18 protein-coding genes are annotated in these 18,018 nt (G+C 60.8%); 14 read left to right on the forward strand and 4 right to left on the reverse strand.

The features are described from left to right. Window positions 1-11 precede the first annotated feature (11 nt). From AC1RMF_RS08760 to crcB, 10 genes are all read left to right on the forward strand, one after another. Window positions 12-887: a prephenate dehydrogenase gene (locus tag AC1RMF_RS08760; protein WP_342616948.1), complete on the forward strand. Its 876-nt coding sequence runs from the start codon at window positions 12-14 to the stop codon at window positions 885-887. After that, a complete protein-coding gene (locus AC1RMF_RS08765) occupies window positions 887-2,905 on the forward strand; it encodes a bifunctional 3-phosphoshikimate 1-carboxyvinyltransferase/cytidylate kinase (RefSeq protein ID WP_493141286.1) in 2,019 nt (672 codons plus the stop codon). Before AC1RMF_RS08760 ends, AC1RMF_RS08765 begins: the two co-directional genes overlap by 1 nt. 121 nt (window positions 2,906-3,026) lie before the next feature. Continuing rightward, window positions 3,027-4,706, forward strand: coding sequence for a 30S ribosomal protein S1 (gene rpsA / locus AC1RMF_RS08770; protein ID WP_342616946.1), 1,680 nt, complete (start codon window positions 3,027-3,029; stop codon window positions 4,704-4,706). 82 nt (window positions 4,707-4,788) lie between these two features. Beyond that, window positions 4,789-5,112 (forward strand): integration host factor subunit beta, encoded by a 324-nt coding sequence (locus AC1RMF_RS08775; protein WP_493141165.1) that lies wholly within the window; start codon window positions 4,789-4,791, stop codon window positions 5,110-5,112. 39 nt (window positions 5,113-5,151) lie between these two features. Continuing rightward, on the forward strand, window positions 5,152-5,478 hold the full coding sequence (locus tag AC1RMF_RS08780) for a LapA family protein (RefSeq protein WP_342616944.1): 327 nt from the start codon (window positions 5,152-5,154) through the stop codon (window positions 5,476-5,478). After that, entirely contained in the window at window positions 5,468-6,625 is a 1,158-nt protein-coding gene (gene lapB / locus AC1RMF_RS08785) for a lipopolysaccharide assembly protein LapB (RefSeq protein WP_493141166.1), read from the forward strand. The genes AC1RMF_RS08780 and lapB overlap by 11 nt, the downstream gene beginning before the upstream one ends. An 18-nt stretch (window positions 6,626-6,643) precedes the next feature. Continuing rightward, the gene (rfaE1, locus tag AC1RMF_RS08790; RefSeq protein WP_493141167.1) at window positions 6,644-7,573 is read left to right on the forward strand and encodes a D-glycero-beta-D-manno-heptose-7-phosphate kinase; all 930 of its coding nucleotides are present in this window, start codon (window positions 6,644-6,646) and stop codon (window positions 7,571-7,573) included. Next, the gene (rfaD, locus tag AC1RMF_RS08795; protein WP_493141168.1) at window positions 7,570-8,586 is read left to right on the forward strand and encodes an ADP-glyceromanno-heptose 6-epimerase; all 1,017 of its coding nucleotides are present in this window, start codon (window positions 7,570-7,572) and stop codon (window positions 8,584-8,586) included. Before rfaE1 ends, rfaD begins: the two co-directional genes overlap by 4 nt. 5 nt (window positions 8,587-8,591) lie before the next feature. Then, window positions 8,592-8,882, forward strand: coding sequence for a ComEA family DNA-binding protein (locus tag AC1RMF_RS08800; protein WP_342616940.1), 291 nt, complete (start codon window positions 8,592-8,594; stop codon window positions 8,880-8,882). Next, window positions 8,882-9,280, forward strand: coding sequence for a fluoride efflux transporter CrcB (gene crcB / locus AC1RMF_RS08805; protein WP_342621124.1), 399 nt, complete (start codon window positions 8,882-8,884; stop codon window positions 9,278-9,280). The genes AC1RMF_RS08800 and crcB overlap by 1 nt, the downstream gene beginning before the upstream one ends. A gap of 54 nt (window positions 9,281-9,334) precedes the next feature. On the opposite strand, the gene dxs is transcribed toward crcB, so the two are convergent. Genes dxs through AC1RMF_RS08820 form a run of 3 tightly spaced genes read right to left on the reverse strand, consistent with a single transcriptional unit; the run spans window position 9,335 to window position 12,484 of the window. Further along, window positions 9,335-11,221, reverse strand: a complete 1,887-nt coding sequence (gene dxs / locus AC1RMF_RS08810) for a 1-deoxy-D-xylulose-5-phosphate synthase (protein WP_493141169.1) — start codon at window positions 11,219-11,221, stop codon at window positions 9,335-9,337. 34 nt (window positions 11,222-11,255) lie between these two features. Further along, window positions 11,256-12,212: a polyprenyl synthetase family protein gene (locus AC1RMF_RS08815; protein WP_493141170.1), complete on the reverse strand. Its 957-nt coding sequence runs from the start codon at window positions 12,210-12,212 to the stop codon at window positions 11,256-11,258. Continuing rightward, entirely contained in the window at window positions 12,209-12,484 is a 276-nt protein-coding gene (locus AC1RMF_RS08820) for an exodeoxyribonuclease VII small subunit (protein ID WP_493141171.1), read from the reverse strand. The genes AC1RMF_RS08815 and AC1RMF_RS08820 overlap by 4 nt, the downstream gene beginning before the upstream one ends. A gap of 172 nt (window positions 12,485-12,656) precedes the next feature. On the opposite strand from AC1RMF_RS08820, the gene AC1RMF_RS08825 reads away from it, so the two are divergent. From AC1RMF_RS08825 to AC1RMF_RS08840, 4 genes are all read left to right on the forward strand, one after another. Then, complete coding sequence (locus AC1RMF_RS08825) at window positions 12,657-13,580, forward strand: HDOD domain-containing protein (RefSeq protein ID WP_342616937.1); 924 nt, start codon at window positions 12,657-12,659, stop codon at window positions 13,578-13,580. Between the two features lie 195 nt (window positions 13,581-13,775). Beyond that, window positions 13,776-14,927 (forward strand): aromatic ring-hydroxylating oxygenase subunit alpha, encoded by a 1,152-nt coding sequence (locus tag AC1RMF_RS08830; protein WP_493141287.1) that lies wholly within the window; start codon window positions 13,776-13,778, stop codon window positions 14,925-14,927. Then, the gene (locus tag AC1RMF_RS08835; protein ID WP_342616936.1) at window positions 14,927-15,814 is read left to right on the forward strand and encodes a DMT family transporter; all 888 of its coding nucleotides are present in this window, start codon (window positions 14,927-14,929) and stop codon (window positions 15,812-15,814) included. Before AC1RMF_RS08830 ends, AC1RMF_RS08835 begins: the two co-directional genes overlap by 1 nt. A 32-nt stretch (window positions 15,815-15,846) precedes the next feature. Continuing rightward, complete coding sequence (locus AC1RMF_RS08840; RefSeq protein ID WP_493141172.1) at window positions 15,847-16,722, forward strand: sulfurtransferase; 876 nt, start codon at window positions 15,847-15,849, stop codon at window positions 16,720-16,722. Here the strand turns inward: AC1RMF_RS08840 and lysA are convergent. Continuing rightward, complete coding sequence (lysA, locus tag AC1RMF_RS08845) at window positions 16,719-17,969, reverse strand: diaminopimelate decarboxylase (RefSeq protein WP_493141173.1); 1,251 nt, start codon at window positions 17,967-17,969, stop codon at window positions 16,719-16,721. The two genes, AC1RMF_RS08840 and lysA, sit on opposite strands and share 4 nt — an antisense overlap. Window positions 17,970-18,018 lie beyond the last annotated feature (49 nt).

The raw sequence follows: 18,018 nt of genomic DNA on the forward strand, positions 1-18,018 counted from the left end.
CAGGAACGCACATGTTTGAACAGCTTGGATTGATCGGATGCGGCCTGATGGGCGGATCTTTCGCCCTGGCGCTGAAGAATGCCGGGTTGGTCAAACGCGTGGTGGGATACAGCAAATCGCCCAGCACCACCGAGCGCGCCCGCAAGATGGGCATCATCGATATCGAAGCGCCCTCTGCGCTGCTGGCAGTCTCTGGAGCAGACATTGTCTTGATTGCCGTGCCGGTGGCAGCCACAGAAGCCAGCTTCAAGGCCATCAAGCACTTGGTCACGCCCGACATGCTGATCATGGACGTGGGATCGACCAAACGCGATGTGGTGGATGCCGCCCGGCGCGCCCTGCGTGAGCACGTGGATTTGTTTGTGCCAGCCCATCCGATTGCAGGCAAGGAAGTTTCCGGTGTGGAACACTCCGATCCCGACCTGTACGTCGGCAAGCAGGTCATCCTCACTCCCACTGAACGCACTGCGGCGCCGCAGCTGCAAAAGGCCATCGAAGTCTGGAGCCGCCTGGGTTGCAACGTGCAGACCATGTCACCGGAGCAACACGACGCTGCCTTCGCGTCAGTCAGCCACCTGCCGCATCTGATTGCCTTTGCGCTCATGAACGCCATATCCGGCCAACCTCAAGGTAAGGAATACCTGTCCCTGGCCGGCCCCGGCTTTCGGGACTTCACCCGCATTGCGGCCAGCGAGCCCAAAGTCTGGCGCGACATCTTGCTGTCCAACCGGGAAGAGTTGCTGGCGCAAAGCCAGCTTTTTCAACGCAGCCTGCAGGCGCTGGAAGCCATGATTTCCAGCAGCGATGCCCAAGGTCTGGAAAGTCTGATTGAACAGGCCAGCCTGACCCGCGCCCAATGGAGCATGAACTCCAGAAACAAATCCTGATGTTTTCCACCGCCTTTCTCGACCTCCCCCCGCTACGCGGAGCTTCCGGCACCGTCACCCTGCCCGGCTCCAAGAGCATCTCCAACCGGGTGTTGCTACTGGCGGCCCTGTGCGAGGGCAAGACCGCCATCCACGATCTGCTGGACAGTGACGACACCCGCGTGATGCTGGTGGCACTCCGGACACTGGGGTGCCAGATCAACCAAAGCGGCAGCACGGTGGAGATCACCGGTCTGGGCGGCAAGCTGCTCAATGCCCAAGCCAAGCTGTTCCTGGGCAACGCCGGCACAGCAATGCGCCCGCTCACGGCGGCTTTGGCTGTACTGGGTGGCGACTTTGAACTGGGTGGCATTCCGCGCATGCATGAGCGCCCCATTGGTGATCTGGTGGATGCACTGCGCCAACTTGGATGCCACATCGATTACCTGGGTCAGGATGGCTTTCCGCCGCTTCACATCGGCCAGCCCACTCTGTGTCTGGATCAGCCCATTCGGGTACGCGGCGATGTATCCAGCCAGTTCTTGACGGCGCTGCTGATGGCGCTGCCCCTGGTGGCGCAAAAAGACATCGTCATCGAGGTCTTAGGTGAACTGATCTCGCGGCCCTACATCGAGATCACGCTTAACCTGTTGTCCCGATTCGGTGTACAGGTTCAGCGCGATGGTTGGCAGCGCTTCACTATTCCGGCTGGCTGCAAGTTGCGCTCACCCGGTGACCTGCACGTGGAAGCAGACGCGTCCAGCGCCAGCTATTTCATCGCCCTTGGCGCCATAGCCTCGGGTACGCCGGGCAACAACGGCATTCGCGTGCAAGGTGTGGGTGCCGACTCCATTCAAGGTGACATCCGCTTCATGGAAGCCGCCCAGAAGATGGGCGCACTGATTGAAAGCGGCCCCAACTGGCTGAATATCCGCCGCGGTTCCTGGCCTCTGAAGGCCATTGACCTGGACTGCAACCACATCCCGGATGCCGCCATGACTTTGGCTGTCATGGCCTTGTACGCCCGTGGCACAACCACCTTACGCAATATCGCCAGCTGGCGCGTCAAGGAAACGGATCGCATTGCGGCCATGGCGACTGAATTGCGCAAGCTGGGCGCCTCGGTGGAAGAAGGTGCCGACTTCATCCGCGTGACGCCACCGGCAGATGCGGGTCATTGGAAGGCCGGAACCATTCACACCTATGACGACCACCGGGTTGCCATGTGTTTTTCATTGGCTGCCTTCAACCCGGCCGGGTTGCCGGTGCGCATTGAAGACCCCAAGTGTGTGGCAAAGACCTTTCCCGACTACTTCGAAACGCTGTTTTCGGTGGCTCACGCAGACACGCAGCGCATCCCGGTACTGTGCATGGACGGCCCCACGGCGTCCGGCAAAGGAACATTGGCGGCCGAATTGGCGCGGATTCTGGGCTACCACTTCCTGGACTCCGGCTCGCTCTACCGCATCACCGGGCTGGTTGCGACGCGCGCCGGAATTTCGTTGGAAGTTGCCAACCAGGAGCGCATTGCGGCCATCGTGCGCGCCCTGCCCATCCGCTTTGAGGGCAGCCGCATCCTGCTGCAATCCTCCGACGGCAGCGAAGACGTGAGCGATGCCATCCGTACCGAAGAAGCGGGCATGAATGCGTCCAAGGTCTCCGCTTTTCCCATGGTGCGAGAGGCCCTGGTCGACTTCCAGCGTAATTTCCGCAAGTTGCCCGGCCTGGTTGCCGATGGGCGCGACATGGGAACCGTCATTTTCCCGACTGCCCCGCTCAAGGTGTTTCTCACCGCCAGCGCCGCATGCCGCGCGGAACGCAGATATAAGCAGTTGATTTCAAAGGGAATTTCAGCTACACTACAAGACCTTCGTGCCGACTTGGAAGCGCGCGATGCGCGGGACACAACCCGCAGCGTTGCACCTTTGAAGCCGGCTGAGGATGCCAAGCTGCTCGACAACTCGGATCTGACGGTCGAAAAATCCGTCGAAATCGTGTTGGAGTGGTGGCAAGGCAAGCAGCCTTTCAGGTCCGCCTGAAGGGTTGAACCGGAAAAGCAAAGGCTCACGCCTTTGCGTGGCCCCCAAGGCTCGCCTCGCGCGGCAGCGCACTGGCCAAGGGGATCGATAACTTAACCCCGTGGTGCAAACCACAAACTACATGTCTGAATCTTTCGCAGCCCTATTTGAAGAATCCCTGCAACGCTCCGAGATGCGTACAGGTGAAGTGATCACCGCTGAAGTAGTTCGTATCGAGCACAGCTTCGTCGTTGTCAACGCCGGACTCAAGTCCGAAGCCTACGTGCCAATCGAAGAGTTCAAGAGTGACAAGGGCGAAATCGAAGTCCAGGTTGGCGACTTCGTGTCCGTGGCCATCGACTCCGTTGAAAACGGCTATGGCGACACCATCCTCTCCCGCGACAAGGCCAAGCGTCTGGCTTCCTGGATGAGCCTGGAAAAGGCCCTGGAATCCGGCGAATTCGTCACCGGCACCACCTCAGGCAAGGTCAAGGGCGGCCTGACTGTTCTGGTCAATGGCATCCGCGCTTTCCTGCCCGGCTCCCTCGTCGACACACGTCCTACCAAGGATCTGTCTCCGTACGAAAACAAGACCATGGAATTCAAGGTCATCAAGCTGGATCGCAAGCGCAACAACGTGGTGCTGAGCCGCCGTGCCGTGGTGGAAGCATCCATGGGCGAAGAACGCGCCAAGCTGATGCACACCCTCAAGGAAGGTTCCGTGGTGCAAGGTGTGGTCAAGAACATCACCGAATACGGTGCGTTCGTGGACCTGGGCGGCATCGACGGTCTGCTGCACATCACTGACATGGCATGGCGCCGTGTCCGTCATCCCTCTGAAGTGGTGCAAGCCGGTCAGGAAATCACCGCCAAGATCCTCAAGTTCGACACCGAAAAGAACCGCGTGTCCCTGGGCCTCAAGCAAATGGGCGACGATCCCTGGATGGGCGTCAACCGCCGCTACCCCCAAGGTACCCGCATGTTCGGCAAGATCACCAACATCGCCGACTACGGCGCGTTTGTGGAACTCGAACCCGGCATCGAAGGTCTGGTGCACGTGTCCGAAATGGACTGGACCAACAAGAACGTTGCGCCTTCCAAGATCGTTGCCCTGGGTGACGAAGTCGAAGTCATGGTTCTGGAAATCGACGAAGACAAGCGTCGCATCTCCCTGGGCATGAAGCAATGCAAGGCCAACCCCTGGCAAGAATTTGCCCAGAACACCAAGCGCGGCGACCGCGTCAAGGGCCCGATCAAGTCGATCACCGACTTCGGCGTGTTCGTGGGTCTGGCTGCCGGTATCGACGGCCTGGTGCACCTGTCCGACCTGTCCTGGAACGAGCCCGGCGAAACCGCCGTGCGCGAATACAAGAAGGGCCAGGAAGTGGAAGCTCTGGTGCTGGCTGTGGATGTGGACCGCGAACGCATCTCCCTGGGCATCAAACAACTCGACTCCGATCCTTTCACCACCTTCGTGTCGATCAACGACAAGGGCCAGACCGTTACCGGTAAGGTCAAGACCGTTGACGCCAAGGGCGCTGAGATCGACCTGGGTGATGACATCATCGGTTACCTGCGTGCCTCCGAAATCAGCCGCGACCGCGTGGAAGACGCTCGCAACGTGCTGAAGGAAGGCGACGAAGTGACCGCTGTGGTGGTGAATGTGGATCGCAAGACCCGCAACATCCAGTTGTCCATCAAGGCCAAGGACATGGCTGACCAGAACGAAGCCATGCAATCCCTGAGCCAACAGTCGGCTCGCGAAAATGCTGGTACGACCAGCCTGGGCGCCCTGCTGCGCGCCAAGCTGGACAACAACTAATCTTTAGCTGTTGACCGATTGAACGGCCGGTGCGGTATTTGCACCGGTCGTTTTTTCTTACCCCTACCTATTGCACCCACAGATGACCCGCTCCGACCTCGTTGAAGAACTGGCCAATCGTTTCGGTCAACTGACCCACCGCGACGCCGAGTTTGCCGTCAAGGCCATTCTGGACGCCATGAACGACGCGCTGGTACGTGGACACCGCATAGAAATCCGTGGCTTTGGCAGCTTCTCCATCAACCGCCGCCCTCCCCGCATCGGACGCAATCCGCGCAGCGGCGAAAGTGTGGCCATTCCTGAAAAGCGGGTGCCGCATTTCAAACCCGGCAAGGCTCTGCGTGAAGCAGTGGACCAACGCACCGCCGAAATGGAACTGGTGCTGGAAGCCAGGCGCAAGGCTTGACCCCCGGCTAGTAGAATCACCTCAGCCCCGAGGAGATCAATGAAACCAATTGCATGGCTCTTTAAGTGGACACTTAAAGCAGCCATTTTTTTTACCCTGTTCGCATTCGCACTCAATAACCAGGGCGACGTGACGGTGCGCTTCTTCTTCGGACAGAAGTGGACCGCGCCCATGGTGCTCGTCGTCTTGGGCGCTTTCGCGCTCGGTGTGCTGATCGGGGTACTGGGCATGGCTCCGCGCTGGTGGCGCCAGCACCGCAGCACCCAGGCCGTCGTACAACCGCCTGCCGAAGCGCCGGCAAAGAAGCCTGTTGCAGCAGCCTCCGCAGTCTCGGACTACAGCGACTCGAACCTCCATGGAGTTTGATTTCAGCTTGTTGCTGCTGGCATTACCAGTAGTGTTTCTGTTAGGGTGGCTGGCCTCTCGCCTGGATCTGCGCCAGTTGCGCCTGGAAAGCCGCCAGGCGCCAAAGGCCTATTTCAAGGGTCTGAATTTTCTGCTCAATGAGCAGCAGGACCAGGCCATTGACGCCTTCATCGAGGCGGTACAAAGTGATCCGGACACCTCCGAATTGCACTTCGCGTTGGGCAACCTGTTTCGCCGCCGTGGTGAGTATGAGCGTGCGGTGCGCGTGCACCAGCATCTGCTTTCGCGTGGCGACCTGGTTGCAGACGACCGCCACCGCGCCCAGCACGCACTGGCCCTGGACTACCTCAAGGCCGGTCTGCTCGATCGTGCCGAAGAGGCCTTGCTCAAGCTCGAGGGCACGCGATTTGAGGCCCAGGCACGACTGGCCCTGCTGGCTAATTACGAGCGCTCTCGCGACTGGGAGCATGCAGCAGGCATTGCCAGCAAGCTCGAAGCGGCAGGCCAAGGAAGTTTTGCTGGCCGACAAGCGCATTACCTGTGCGAACAGGCAGCAGCACAGATAACGGCGCAACAGCCCGCCGAGGCCATGTCCTTGCTGCGCCAAGCGATGGAAACCGCGCCCCAGGCGCCCCGTCCGCGCATGGATCTGGCCACCCTGCAACGCGCTCAGGGAAACCACGAAGCAGCCCTGGCCACGCTGACCGAGGCCATGCTGCAATCACCGGCTGCAACACCCCTGATCGCCCCCATGCTGGCAGACGCAGCCATTGCCGCGCACGCCATTGCTCCGGCGCTGGCACTGCTCAAGACACGTTACGAACAAAGCGCCTGCATCGACGTGCTGGATGCCATCGTCAACCTGGAGGCGGCCAATGGTGACAACGCCGTCACCGCGCGTCAGTGGTATGCGCGTCACCTCGAAAAAGAGCCCTCGCTGGTAGCCGCGGCCAAATGGATTGCCGGCGAAAAGCTGGAGCACGAACAGTTTCACCCTCAGGTGCAGCGCGCGCTGGACCATGCCGTCAAACCCCTTACCCGCTATCGCTGTGCGGCCTGCGGCTTTGAAGCCAAACGGCACTTCTGGCAATGCCCGGGATGCCAGGCGTGGGACAGCTATCCGGCTCTGCGAGTGGAAGAACTTTAGACAAGACTGGTGTCGTTGATGACCATTACAAAAGAACAAATTGCCAAGGCCCGCGTCCTCGTCGTGGGCGACGTGATGCTGGACCGCTATTGGTACGGTGCGGTGGACCGCATCAGCCCTGAGGCACCGGTGCCCGTGGTGCGCGTGACCCGTGAAGAGGAGCGCGCTGGCGGTGCCGCCAACGTGGCCTACAACGCCGTGAGTCTGGGTGCGCATGCAAGTCTGCTGACCGTGGTCGGGGACGATGACGCCAGTCACCACCTGGAAGACCTGGTCGCCAACACCGGCATCGAAACCTATTTCGGCCGCGATGCCGACCTCAAGACCACCGTCAAGCTCCGCGTCATCGGCAGGCAGCAGCAGCTCATCCGCCTAGACTTCGAGAACACGCCCAAGAATGAAATCCTGGCCGGCCAAACCGCGACCTTTGAAAGCATATTGCCCGCGCACAATGCCGTTCTGTTCTCCGACTACGGCAAGGGTGGTCTGGCCCATGTAGTGGACATGATTTCGCGCGCCCGCGCCTTGGGCAAGCCGATACTGGTAGATCCCAAGGGCAGCGACTATGCGCGCTACCAGAACGCCACCATCATTACCCCCAACCGCGCTGAGCTGCAGCAAGTGATCGGACACTGGAATGACGAAGCCGATCTACGCACCAAGGCACATAATCTGCGCACACAACTGCATCTGGATGCCGTCTTGCTCACGCGTAGCGAAGAAGGCATGACCTTGTTTGACGCCAACGGCGAACTCAACGTGAGCGCACAGGCCCGCGAAGTGTTCGACGTCACAGGTGCCGGTGACACCGTCATCGCCACCATGGCCGTGCTGGTGGGCGCTGGCATGAGCCTGCGCGAAGCCATGCCCCTGGCCAACCGCGCCGGTGGTATCGTGGTGGGCAAATTTGGAACGGCTACCGTGTCTTACGAGGAACTATTTGCATGACCCGCATCGTTGTAACCGGAGCTGCCGGGTTCATTGGCAGCAACATCATCAAAGGCCTGAACGCCCGTGGCATTGACGACGTCATCGCCGTGGACGACCTCACCCTGGGCGACAAGTTCCGCAACATTGCCGACCTGAAAATCTCCGACTATGTGGACGCTGATGACTTCTACAGCGCCTATGCCGGTGGACATTTCGGCCAGGTGGAAGCCGTCTTCCACGAAGGTGCCTGCAGTGACACCATGGAGCAGGACGGCAAATACATGATGGGTAACAACTACACCCTGTCATGGAACCTGTTCCAGGCCTGCCAGAAGCGCGGCGCCCGGCTGTTGTATGCCTCGTCCGCCGCCACCTACGGCGGTTCCGACACCTTCCGCGAAGACCCCGCCTTTGAAGCGCCGCTGAACGTGTACGGCTACTCCAAGCTGCTGTTTGACCAGCGCATGCGCCGCGAATGCGGTGTGCACTTTGAGCGCACCAAGGCGGGCCGCACGCACCAGGTCGTGGGCTTTCGCTACTTCAACGTCTACGGTCCACGGGAGCAGCACAAGGCACGCATGGCCAGTGTGGCTTTTCACCAGTTCAACCAGTTCAAGACCGAGGGACGGGTCAAGCTGTTTGGGGAATACGGCGGCTATGCACCTGGTGGCCAGATGCGCGACTTCGTCTTCATCGATGACGTGGTGGCAGTCAATCTGTGGTTCTTTGACCATCCCGAGCAATGCGGCATCTTCAATCTGGGCTCTGGCCGCGCACAACCTTTCAACGACGTGGCCAGCTCCGTGGTCAACACCCTGCGGGCCAGCCGTGGTGAAAGTGCGTTGTCGCTGGACGCCATGGTGCAGCAGGGGTTGCTCGAGTACATAGCCTTCCCCGATGCGCTGCGCGGCAAATACCAGTGCTATACCCAGGCCGACCTGAGCGCACTGCGTGCCACCGGCTGCGACCACCAGTTTGTGGATGTGCAGACCGGCGTTGCCAAATACGTGGAATGGCTGTCCCGGAGCTGAGACCCATGTTGAAGTACTTGATGGCCTGCTGGTGCTGTGCGCTGTGCGTATCGGCCATGGCGGTAGAGATCAACAGCGCCAATGAGGCTGAACTCGACAGCGTGAAAGGCCTGGGCCCCAGCAGCACCGCCCGCATTCTGAAAGCGCGCGAGGCGGGCCCGTTCAAGGACTGGGCCGACCTGATGAAACGCGTCAAAGGTATCAAACCCGCCAGTGCCGAGAAGCTGTCTGCCGGAGGCCTCACCGTCAACCAGCAGCCCTATGACTCCAACGGTGCAGAAAGCAAGACGCCATGATGCCTTCCATACTTGCCATATGCGTGGGCGCCAGCCTGGGCGCGCTGGCCCGTTGGCAATTGAGCCTGCTGTTCCTGCCGACATCCATGACCATTCCCGGCACCGTCATCCCGCTGGGCACCTTGGCGGCCAATTTGATTGGTGGCTATCTGGTGGGCGTGTGTGTGGCTATTTTCCAGGCACTACCCCAACTGGATCCAGTATGGCGTCTGCTGCTGATCACCGGCTTTCTGGGCGGGCTGACCACCTTCTCCAGCTTCTCTGCGGAAGTGGTTCTCATGTTGATGCAGCAACGTTTCGTGCTGGCAATCGGCACCGTGTGCGTGCACTTGCTGGGCTCTCTCATGCTCACGGTACTTGGGATCAAAACGGTTTCCCTGTTCTTGCCAACGCACTGAAGCGTCAGCATGCTCCATAGGTGACGCCTACGCAGGGCGCACCTACCGGGGGGGTCAGGCAGCCAGCGCAGCAACCGGCAGCAAATGACCAAAGCGGGCGCGAATGGATGCCTCGATTCCGGCAGCGTCCAGCCCTTGCAAGGCCAGTAGCTTGGCTGGATCCCCGTGTTCGATGAACCGGTCTTCCAGTCCCAGCTGCAGCACCGGCAGCACCAGATTTGCCGCCTGCAAGGCCTCCAGCACCGCGCTACCGGCACCGCCCATCAGCGCGCCTTCTTCGACGGTCACCAGCGCCTGGTGAGACTGGGCCACGGAAACCAGCAACTCCACATCCAACGGCTTGACCCAACGCATGTTCACCACCGTGATGCCCAGAGCTTCGGCCACCTTGAGTGCCGGGTACAACAAGGTACCAAAGGCCAGGATGGCAATCTTCTGGCCCTGCTTGCGCACGACCCCCTTGCCCAGCGCAAGCCCCTCAAGCGAAGGCTGCACAGCCACACCGGCACCAGATCCGCGCGGATAGCGCACCGCCACGGGGTGGTTCTGTGCATAAGCCGTATTGAGCAGCTGGCGGCACTCGTTCTCGTCAGCCGGACAGGCAATGCTCATGTTGGGAATGCAACGCATGAAGGCAATGTCGTAGGCCCCTGCATGGGTGGCACCATCGGCGCCTACCAGCCCTGCGCGATCCAGCGCAAACACCACCGGCAGGTTTTGAATGGCCACGTCGTGAATCAACTGGTCGTAGGCGCGTTGCAAGAAGGTGGAGTAGATCGCCACCACAGGCTTGAGCCCTTCCGTGGCCAGACCCGCGGCAAAGGTCACTGCGTGTTGTTCGGCAATGCCCACATCGAAATAGCGCTTGGGAAAGCGCTTCTCAAATTCCACCATGCCGGAGCCTTCGCGCATGGCGGGCGTGATGCCCACCAGTCGATCATCGGCCGCGGCCATATCACATAGCCACTGGCCGAAAACCTGGGTAAAGGTCATGGGCGCAGGTACTGTGGCCTTGACCAGGCCCACTGCAGGATCGAACTTTCCAGGACCGTGGTAGGCCACGGGATCGGCCTCGGCCAGCTTGTAGCCCTGGCCCTTCTTGGTCACTACGTGGAGGAACTGCGGGCCCTTGAGGTGCTTGATGTTTTCCAGCGTGGGAATCAGCGAATCCAGGTCATGCCCGTCAATGGGGCCTATGTAGTTAAAGCCGAATTTCTCGAACAGGGTGGCTGGCACCACCATGCCCTTGGCATGCTCTTCAAAGCGCTTGGCCAATTCGAACAGGGGAGGCGCGCCCTTGAGCACAGTCTTGCCCACACTCTTGGCTGCCGCATAGAACTGGCCGCTAAGCAATTGCGCCAGATAGCGGTTCAAGGCCCCGACCGGCGGGCTGATACTCATGTCGTTGTCGTTGAGGATGACCAGCAAATTGCAGTCCGCAACGCCACCGTTGTTCAATGCTTCAAAGGCCATGCCTGCGGTCATGGCACCGTCGCCAATGATGGCAATGGCGCGCCGGTCCTCGCCCTTGATCTTTGCAGCCAGCGCCATACCCAATGCCGCTGATATGGATGTGCTGGAGTGCGCCGTACCGAAGGTATCGAACTCGCTCTCGGAGCGCTGCGGGAAGCCACTTAAGCCTCCCAACTGGCGCAGCGTGGGCATGCGATCACGCCGCCCAGTGAGAATCTTGTGCGGATAGGTCTGATGCCCCACATCCCACACCACACGGTCGTGCGGTGTGTTGAACACATAGTGCAAGGCAACCGTCAACTCCACCGTGCCCAGGTTGGAACTCAGGTGTCCGCCCGTGGTAGCCACACTGTTGAGCAAGAACTCCCGCAACTCTTCAGCCAGTGTGTGCAGCTCCGCCCGTGGCAACTTGCGCAGTTCAGCCGGATCGTTGATGGTCTCAAGCAGGGGATAGGATCGGTTCGGCATGTGATTTCTTCTTTTCTACTGCGCGTTCTACGCTCTAGTGTGCGCGATTCACCACCATATCGGCAAGCGCAGCGAGCGCCCGGGTATTGGTCAGGCCACTCTGTTGCAAGGCATGCAAGGCCTGCACCAGCAGTTCCTGCGCATAGGTCTTGCTGCGCTCCAGCCCCATCAGGGACACATAGGTAGGCTTGTCATTGTCTGCATCTTTGCCCGCCGTCTTGCCCAAGGTGGCGGAATCGGCTGTGACATCCAGAATATCGTCCACCACCTGAAACGCCAGTCCGACGGCTGCGCCATAGTCCTGCAGCGCCGCCAATGCGACCGGCGAGGGTGCGCCACAGTATGCGCCCATCACCACACTTCCCTGCAGCAGGGCGCCTGTCTTGAGCTGGTGCATTTCACGCAGCTCGGTTTCATTCAGATGGTGCCCGACACTTGCCAAATCAATCGCCTGACCGCCAGCCATGCCGCCACTGCCGGCGGCACGCGCCAGCAGAGCGCACAAGCGCGCCTGGGTCACGCAGTCCACACCACCTTCAGACGGTGTCAACAGCTCAAACGCCAGCGCCTGCAAGGCGTCTCCTGCCAGCAGGGCACTGGCCTCACCAAATTGCACATGCACCGTGGGCTTGCCACGGCGCAGCACGTCGTTGTCCATGCACGGCATGTCGTCATGCACCAAAGAGTAGGCATGGATCAGCTCTACGGCGCAGGCTGCACGCAACGCGGCTTCGGCACCCTGGGTTGAATCTGCCGCAACGGCTTCATGCGCCGCCAGCACCAGGAGCGGACGCAGGCGTTTGCCACCATCCAGAACGGCGTAGCGCATGGCTTCCACCAAAGCAGCAGGCGCTGCATGCCCCACCCCTTTGGGCTCATCCGCATTGATCCAACGGTCCAGCGCGCGTTCCACCTGTTCCAGGCGCGAACGCATCCAGGGTTCCAGGGCAAACACCGGGGCTTGGGATACGGCCATGGTCGCAACCGTCATGACTGAGCCTTCCATGCCTTGAGCGAGCCGTCGTCCAGCACCTTGATCTGGTCTTCTACCGCGGCAAGCTTGTCTCGGCAAAACTGCAGCAGTGCCGCACCGCGCTGATACCCGCTGAGCAACTGGTCCAGGGGCATTTCACCCGACTCCAGGCGACGTACCAGCACTTCAAGCTCTTGCATGGCATCTTCATAGCTTTCAGGCAGTGGCAGGGTTTCAGACGGCGCGGGTGACGCGGATGCGGTTGTTTGTGGTGCACTGGCCTTGGGCATGGTCTTGAATATTTGGAGTCACGGCAAATCCGCGAGTATCGATTTTAGGCGCTAGCCTTCCAAACAGGACGCCCCTGACGAATTTCAATGGCTGTGGAGCTGGTCAGTAACCTATTGCTACACTGTTCTTCACCATGTCCCACCCGGCAAGCACCACTCTCTTCGTCTTTCCATGAACTGGTTTTCCTGGATTCGCCCGGTCAAGAAAAAGCAGGAAATTGCCCCCGCTGCTGCTGCCCAGCCCATGGAACCTCGAAACGAGATACCTTCCTTGCCAGAGGATGTGCCGGACTTCCTCCCCTGGCTGCTGGATGTCGAACCTTTGCAGGAGATCGAATCGTCCTTTCAGGAGCTTCGCGCATTGGAGGCCGTCAAGAAGACGCTGGCGTTGCCCACCATCCCCCAGAATCTTCTACCGCGGGCCAACGCCCTGGTACCCCAGCTGATCGCTCTGATGCGGGAAAGCGCGTTGCCAAAGAGAGCGGTTGCCGAAAGGGTGTCCAAGGACGCCAAGCTCACTGCAGAGGTTATGCGCCTGGCCAACAGCCCGTATTACCGCTCCCAGGAAGAAGTTGCCACCCTGATGCAGGCCATCACGCTCATTGGTTCAACGGGTCTGCAGACTGCCATCGCACGCGTGGTGCTCAAACCCATTCTGCAAACGACTTCCAACCCCAAGCTGGCAGACATGGAGGAGCGACTGTGGGAACACTCCGAGTTGGTGGCGCAGCACGCGGCGGCACTGTCACCCTCGGCCGGGCTGCAAAGCATTGAAGGCTACATTGCCGGACTTTTGTACAACACTGGCTGGAAGGTCGCGCTGCGCAGTCTGGATCAGGCCGGTATTGCGCTGGAGTCCCCTCTGTCGGCGTCCTTTTCCATCGCCATGACCGAGATGGCACACCAGCTGTTCGGACTGACTACTTCCGAATGGGAAGTCACGCCGGGTTTCACCAGCTTCAGCGTGGATGCGCGCGAATTCGGGCTGCGTCGGAGCAAACACCCCATGACCCGGGTTTTGCAGTCGGCTCAGGCCATCGCCATGGGCGAGATTGTGTCAGGCATGAGCCAGACCATGCCCGCACCTTTACTCTGAGTGCACAATTTTTCCGGCCAAATCCCGCACGGCAGGGTAAAATCGCGGGCCCGGCAGCTCTCGAGGTAGCTGCCTTTAACTTTGAAACCCCAACACTCTGGGGTTTTTTTGCGTAAAGAAAGACCGAGAATTGTGCAAAACCTGTACAAAGGCGACGCGCCCCAAGGCGTGAAACATCCCGCAAACGTAGTATCCATGCGGGTTCCGGCAAAACCGGAAAAATATCTGACTCAGCTGCCTGTTTCGAGCTATTTCGATTCCGAGCTCTATGCCCGGGAGATGCAAACCATCTTCCAGAATGGCCCGCGCTACGTGGGCCATGCGCTCAGCGTGCCCAACCAGGGGGATTACTACGCCCTGCCGCAGGAAGGCGAAGGCCGGGCGCTGGTGCGCAACGCTTCGGGAATCGAACTGATTTCCAGCGTATGCCGTCACCGCCAGGCAGTGATGCTCAAGGGTCGCGGCTCACTCACCCACGACGCCAAGGGTGCGGCCAACGGCAACATCGTCTGCCCCCTGCACCGCTGGACCTACAGCGGCGCGCACAGTGGCAACGGCATGTCACCGGCAGGCACACTGCTGGGTGCGCCCCACTTCACCCACGACCCCTGCCTGAACCTCAACAACTACAAGCTGCAGGAGTGGAACGGCCTGCTGTTCGAACAGAACGGCGTCGATGTCAACGCGCAACTGGCCAACATGGGCCCGCGTGCCGAGCTCAGCTTTGACGGCTACGTGCTGGACCGCGTAGAGATGCACGAGTGCAACTACAACTGGAAGACCTTCATTGAGGTCTATTTGGAGGACTACCACGTCGGACCGTTCCATCCCGGTCTGGGTAAGTTCGTCACCTGTGACGACCTGCGCTGGGAATTCAAGGACAACTACTCGGTGCAGACCGTGGGCGTGGCCGATGCCCTGCGCAAATCCGGCAGCCCAGTGTACGAGCGCTGGCACAAGGCCTTGCTGAACTACCGCAACAACGTGCCACCGGAATACGGCGCCATCTGGCTCACCTACTACCCGCACATCATGGTGGAGTGGTACCCGCATGTGCTGACGGTCTCCACCCTGCACCCCATGGGCGTGAACAAGACCATGAACATGGTGGAGTTCTACTACCCCGAGGAAATTGCCGCATTCGAGCGCGAGTTCGTCGAAGCCCAGCAGGCCGCCTATATGGAAACCTGCATCGAGGACGACGAGATCGGCGAGCGCATGGATGCCGGGCGCGCAGCCCTTCTGGCGCGTGGCGACAACGAAGTCGGCCCCTACCAAAGCCCCATGGAAGACGGCATGCAGCATTTCCACGCCTGGTACCGCAACACCATGGGAACCATCGCCTAGTGCAGGCCCTATGGATGATCGCGGCGTCGTTCTTCTTCGCCTCGATGGCGGTGGGAATCAAGTTCGCATCGCACAGCTTCGGAACGCCCGAGGTCATCTTCTACCGGGGATTGGTCAGCATGGTCTTCATGGCCGTGGTGGTGCGCGCGCGCGGCGCCAGTCTGCGCACCGCGGTACCCATGATGCATGTGACGCGCAGCACGGTAGGCGTCATCTCCATGGGCTCATGGTTTTATGGCATTGCCCACCTTCCCCTGGCTACCGCCATGACGCTGAATTACATGAGCGGTGTATGGATTGCTGCGTTCATCGTGGGCGGCTCACTGCTGTACGGCAAGGCTGAAAAGCAAGGCCCCTTGCTGGTCACCGTGCTGGCGGGCTTCGGTGGCGTTGTGCTGACGCTGCGGCCCACCATAGACCACGACCAGCTATTTGCCGGCGTTGTGGGTCTGCTTTCCGGTATTGGCTCTGCGCTGGCGTACATGCAGGTGACGGCCCTGGGCAAAGCCGGCGAGACCGAAGAGCGCACCGTGTTCTACTTTTCCGTCGGCACAACCCTGGTCGGTGCTGTCGGCATGTTGCTCACACCGACCACGCCCTGGTCCGAAGTGCGCTGGCAAGACGCTGCCTGGGTGATACCCATCGGCGTGCTGGCGTCGCTGGGCCAATGGAGCATGACCCGCGCCTACAGCCAGGGCTCCACGCTGGTGGTGGCCAGCATGCAGTACTCGGGCATCGTGTTTGCCTCCATCTTCAGCCTGACCTTGTTCGGCGACCATATAGCGCCCATGGGCTGGTTGGGTATTGCAGTGATCGTGGCCAGCGGCGTTGCGGCCACCGCACTGCGCGCCCGCACCTTGCCCGATACTCCGGCCGAAGACCATTAGCCCCCCCACTCTCTGGAACAGGAGCGTTTGCGATGCCCACCACCTTCAACACATTGATTTCCGCCGCAGAACTGCAGCATCTGATGTCCAGTGGACAGCCCTACATGGTGTTCGACTGCAGCGGTGACCTGATGAACCCGGAAAACGGCCCGGCCATGTACCGCGAGGCCCATATCCCCGGCGCCGTGTACGCCCACCTGGATTCAGCCCTCAGTGCCAAGGGGGAGCGTAGCGTGACGGGAGCGCAATCGGGCGGGCGCCATCCCTTGCCCGCGCGCGCCACCTTTGCCCAGTGGCTTGGCAGCGTGGGCTTTGCCAACGGCATGCAGGCCGTGGTCTATGACCGCCAAGGGGCCAACTACTGCGGCCGCCTGTGGTGGATGCTCAAGTGGCTGGGCCATGACAATGTTGCGGTGCTGGACGGTGGCCTGCAGGCCTGGCAAGCGGCGGGCGGCGCCGTATCCAGCGGAACCGAGCCCCTTGCCCCAAGCACCACATTCCAGATACACGACGCGCTGGTGGCATTGGTGGACGCAGATACCGTGGTGAAGAACCTGGGGCAACCCGGCCAGCACATTGTGGATGCCCGGGGCACACCGCGCTTCAAAGGCGAGACCGAACCGATCGACCCGGTGGCCGGCCACATCCCCGGCGCACTGAACCGCCCGTTCAACCTCAACATCGGTCCCGATGGCAAGTTCAAGGACGTAGCCACGCTGCGCGCCGAGTTCACCGCCTTGCTGGGTCAGCGCGACCCGGCTGCAGTTGTGCACCACTGCGGCAGCGGTGTCAGCGCCGTGCCCAACATCCTGGCCATGGAAATTGCCGGGCTGGGCCGCACCGCCCTCTTTGCGGGAAGCTGGAGCGAGTGGTGCAGTGACCCGTCGCGCCCGGTCGCCAAAGGCTAGACAGACTCCAGCGCCAGCAGCTCGGCCACGGTCTGGCGGCGACGAATCAGCCGGGCCTTGCCGCCTTCGACCAGCACCTCGGCAATCAGAGGACGCGTGTTGTAGTTGGAAGACATGGACGCGCCATAGGCGCCCGTGTCATGCACCACCAGCAAGTCGCCCACCTTCGCCTTCGCCAGCTCGCGATACAGCACCACGCCACCCTCACCCTGGGTGAATACGTCGCCAGACTCGCACAGCGGACCGGCGACCACGGTAGCCTGGGTTGCACCGCCGGGCTTGCCACCATCGGCATGGATGATTTCCATGCCGTGGTGGCTGCCATACATGGCCGGGCGCATCAGATCGCTGAAACCGGCATCCACCAGCACAAAGTTCTGGCTGCCCTGCACCTTGCTGGCGCGCACCTCACACACCAGCACGCCGGACTCGGCCACCAGGTAGCGGCCGGGCTCGATTTCCAGCGCTACGGCATGGCCCAGCAGCGATTGGATGGTCTTGCGCGCGGCATCCCACAAGTCAAAGTAGTGCGTGGTATCGATCACAGGTTCACCCGCCTGATACGGAATGGACAGTCCGCCACCAGCGGAGATGGCGTGCAGGTCCAGCCCCTGCGCCTGCACCGTCTTTACCAGTTCCACCATGGCGCCGCAAACTTCCTGCAGGTGACCGTAATCCACGCCCGAGCCAATGTGCATGTGCAGACCTTGCAGCTGCAGGCCCAGCGAACGGATCTGCGTGCAGGCACGTACCAGTTCGCCGTGCCAGATGCCGTGCTTGCTGTGTTCGCCGCCGGTATTGGTCTTGTTGCTGTGGCCGTGGCCAAAGCCGGGGTTGATGCGCAGCCACACCGGATGGCCGGGGCTGACCGCTGCCAATTGGCCCAGCATGTCGATGGAGCCGCAGTTCACCGGAATGCCCAGCGCGGCCACACGCGCCAACGTCGCATGGTCCAGCAAATCAGCGGTGAATACGATTTCGGCATGGCCGTCGTGCAGGCCGGGCTGAAAACCCGCTGCCAGCGCACGCTCGATCTCGCCCAAGGAAACCGCGTCCACCGCCACGCCTTGCGCGCGCATCAAACGCAGCAGATGGGTATTGGAATTGGCTTTCTGGGCAAAACGGATCGTGTCGAACTGCTTCAGCGCTGCTACGCGTTCGAGGATGGTGTTGGCGTCATACACCCACAAAGGGGTGCCGTGTTGGCGGGCCAAATCGGCCAGGAGGGAGGGAGGAAAAGGATTCATGACCGCCATCATGGTGTCAACCATCTATAACAGCAATGCCAATTTTTTG

It is taken from the genome of Rhodoferax sp. GW822-FHT04A08 (assembly GCF_058801025.1).

What these genes read in the sequence shown, in the direction of transcription:
- AC1RMF_RS08840 (WP_493141172.1), top strand. Translation starts at nt 15,847, where the DNA reads ATGCCCACCACCTTCAACACATTGATTTCCGCCGCAGAACTGCAGCAT.
- AC1RMF_RS08760 (WP_342616948.1), top strand. Translation starts at nt 12, where the DNA reads ATGTTTGAACAGCTTGGATTGATCGGATGCGGCCTGATGGGCGGATCT.
- AC1RMF_RS08830 (WP_493141287.1), top strand. Translation starts at nt 13,776, where the DNA reads ATGCGGGTTCCGGCAAAACCGGAAAAATATCTGACTCAGCTGCCTGTT.
- crcB (WP_342621124.1), top strand. Translation starts at nt 8,882, where the DNA reads ATGCCTTCCATACTTGCCATATGCGTGGGCGCCAGCCTGGGCGCGCTG.
- AC1RMF_RS08765 (WP_493141286.1), top strand. Translation starts at nt 887, where the DNA reads ATGTTTTCCACCGCCTTTCTCGACCTCCCCCCGCTACGCGGAGCTTCC.
- rpsA (WP_342616946.1), top strand. Translation starts at nt 3,027, where the DNA reads ATGTCTGAATCTTTCGCAGCCCTATTTGAAGAATCCCTGCAACGCTCC.
- rfaE1 (WP_493141167.1), top strand. Translation starts at nt 6,644, where the DNA reads ATGACCATTACAAAAGAACAAATTGCCAAGGCCCGCGTCCTCGTCGTG.
- AC1RMF_RS08780 (WP_342616944.1), top strand. Translation starts at nt 5,152, where the DNA reads ATGAAACCAATTGCATGGCTCTTTAAGTGGACACTTAAAGCAGCCATT.
- AC1RMF_RS08800 (WP_342616940.1), top strand. Translation starts at nt 8,592, where the DNA reads ATGTTGAAGTACTTGATGGCCTGCTGGTGCTGTGCGCTGTGCGTATCG.
- AC1RMF_RS08820 (WP_493141171.1), bottom strand. Translation starts at nt 12,484, where the DNA reads ATGCCCAAGGCCAGTGCACCACAAACAACCGCATCCGCGTCACCCGCG.
- lapB (WP_493141166.1), top strand. Translation starts at nt 5,468, where the DNA reads ATGGAGTTTGATTTCAGCTTGTTGCTGCTGGCATTACCAGTAGTGTTT.
- AC1RMF_RS08775 (WP_493141165.1), top strand. Translation starts at nt 4,789, where the DNA reads ATGACCCGCTCCGACCTCGTTGAAGAACTGGCCAATCGTTTCGGTCAA.
- AC1RMF_RS08815 (WP_493141170.1), bottom strand. Translation starts at nt 12,212, where the DNA reads ATGACGGTTGCGACCATGGCCGTATCCCAAGCCCCGGTGTTTGCCCTG.
- lysA (WP_493141173.1), bottom strand. Translation starts at nt 17,969, where the DNA reads ATGAATCCTTTTCCTCCCTCCCTCCTGGCCGATTTGGCCCGCCAACAC.
- dxs (WP_493141169.1), bottom strand. Translation starts at nt 11,221, where the DNA reads ATGCCGAACCGATCCTATCCCCTGCTTGAGACCATCAACGATCCGGCT.
- rfaD (WP_493141168.1), top strand. Translation starts at nt 7,570, where the DNA reads ATGACCCGCATCGTTGTAACCGGAGCTGCCGGGTTCATTGGCAGCAAC.
- AC1RMF_RS08825 (WP_342616937.1), top strand. Translation starts at nt 12,657, where the DNA reads ATGAACTGGTTTTCCTGGATTCGCCCGGTCAAGAAAAAGCAGGAAATT.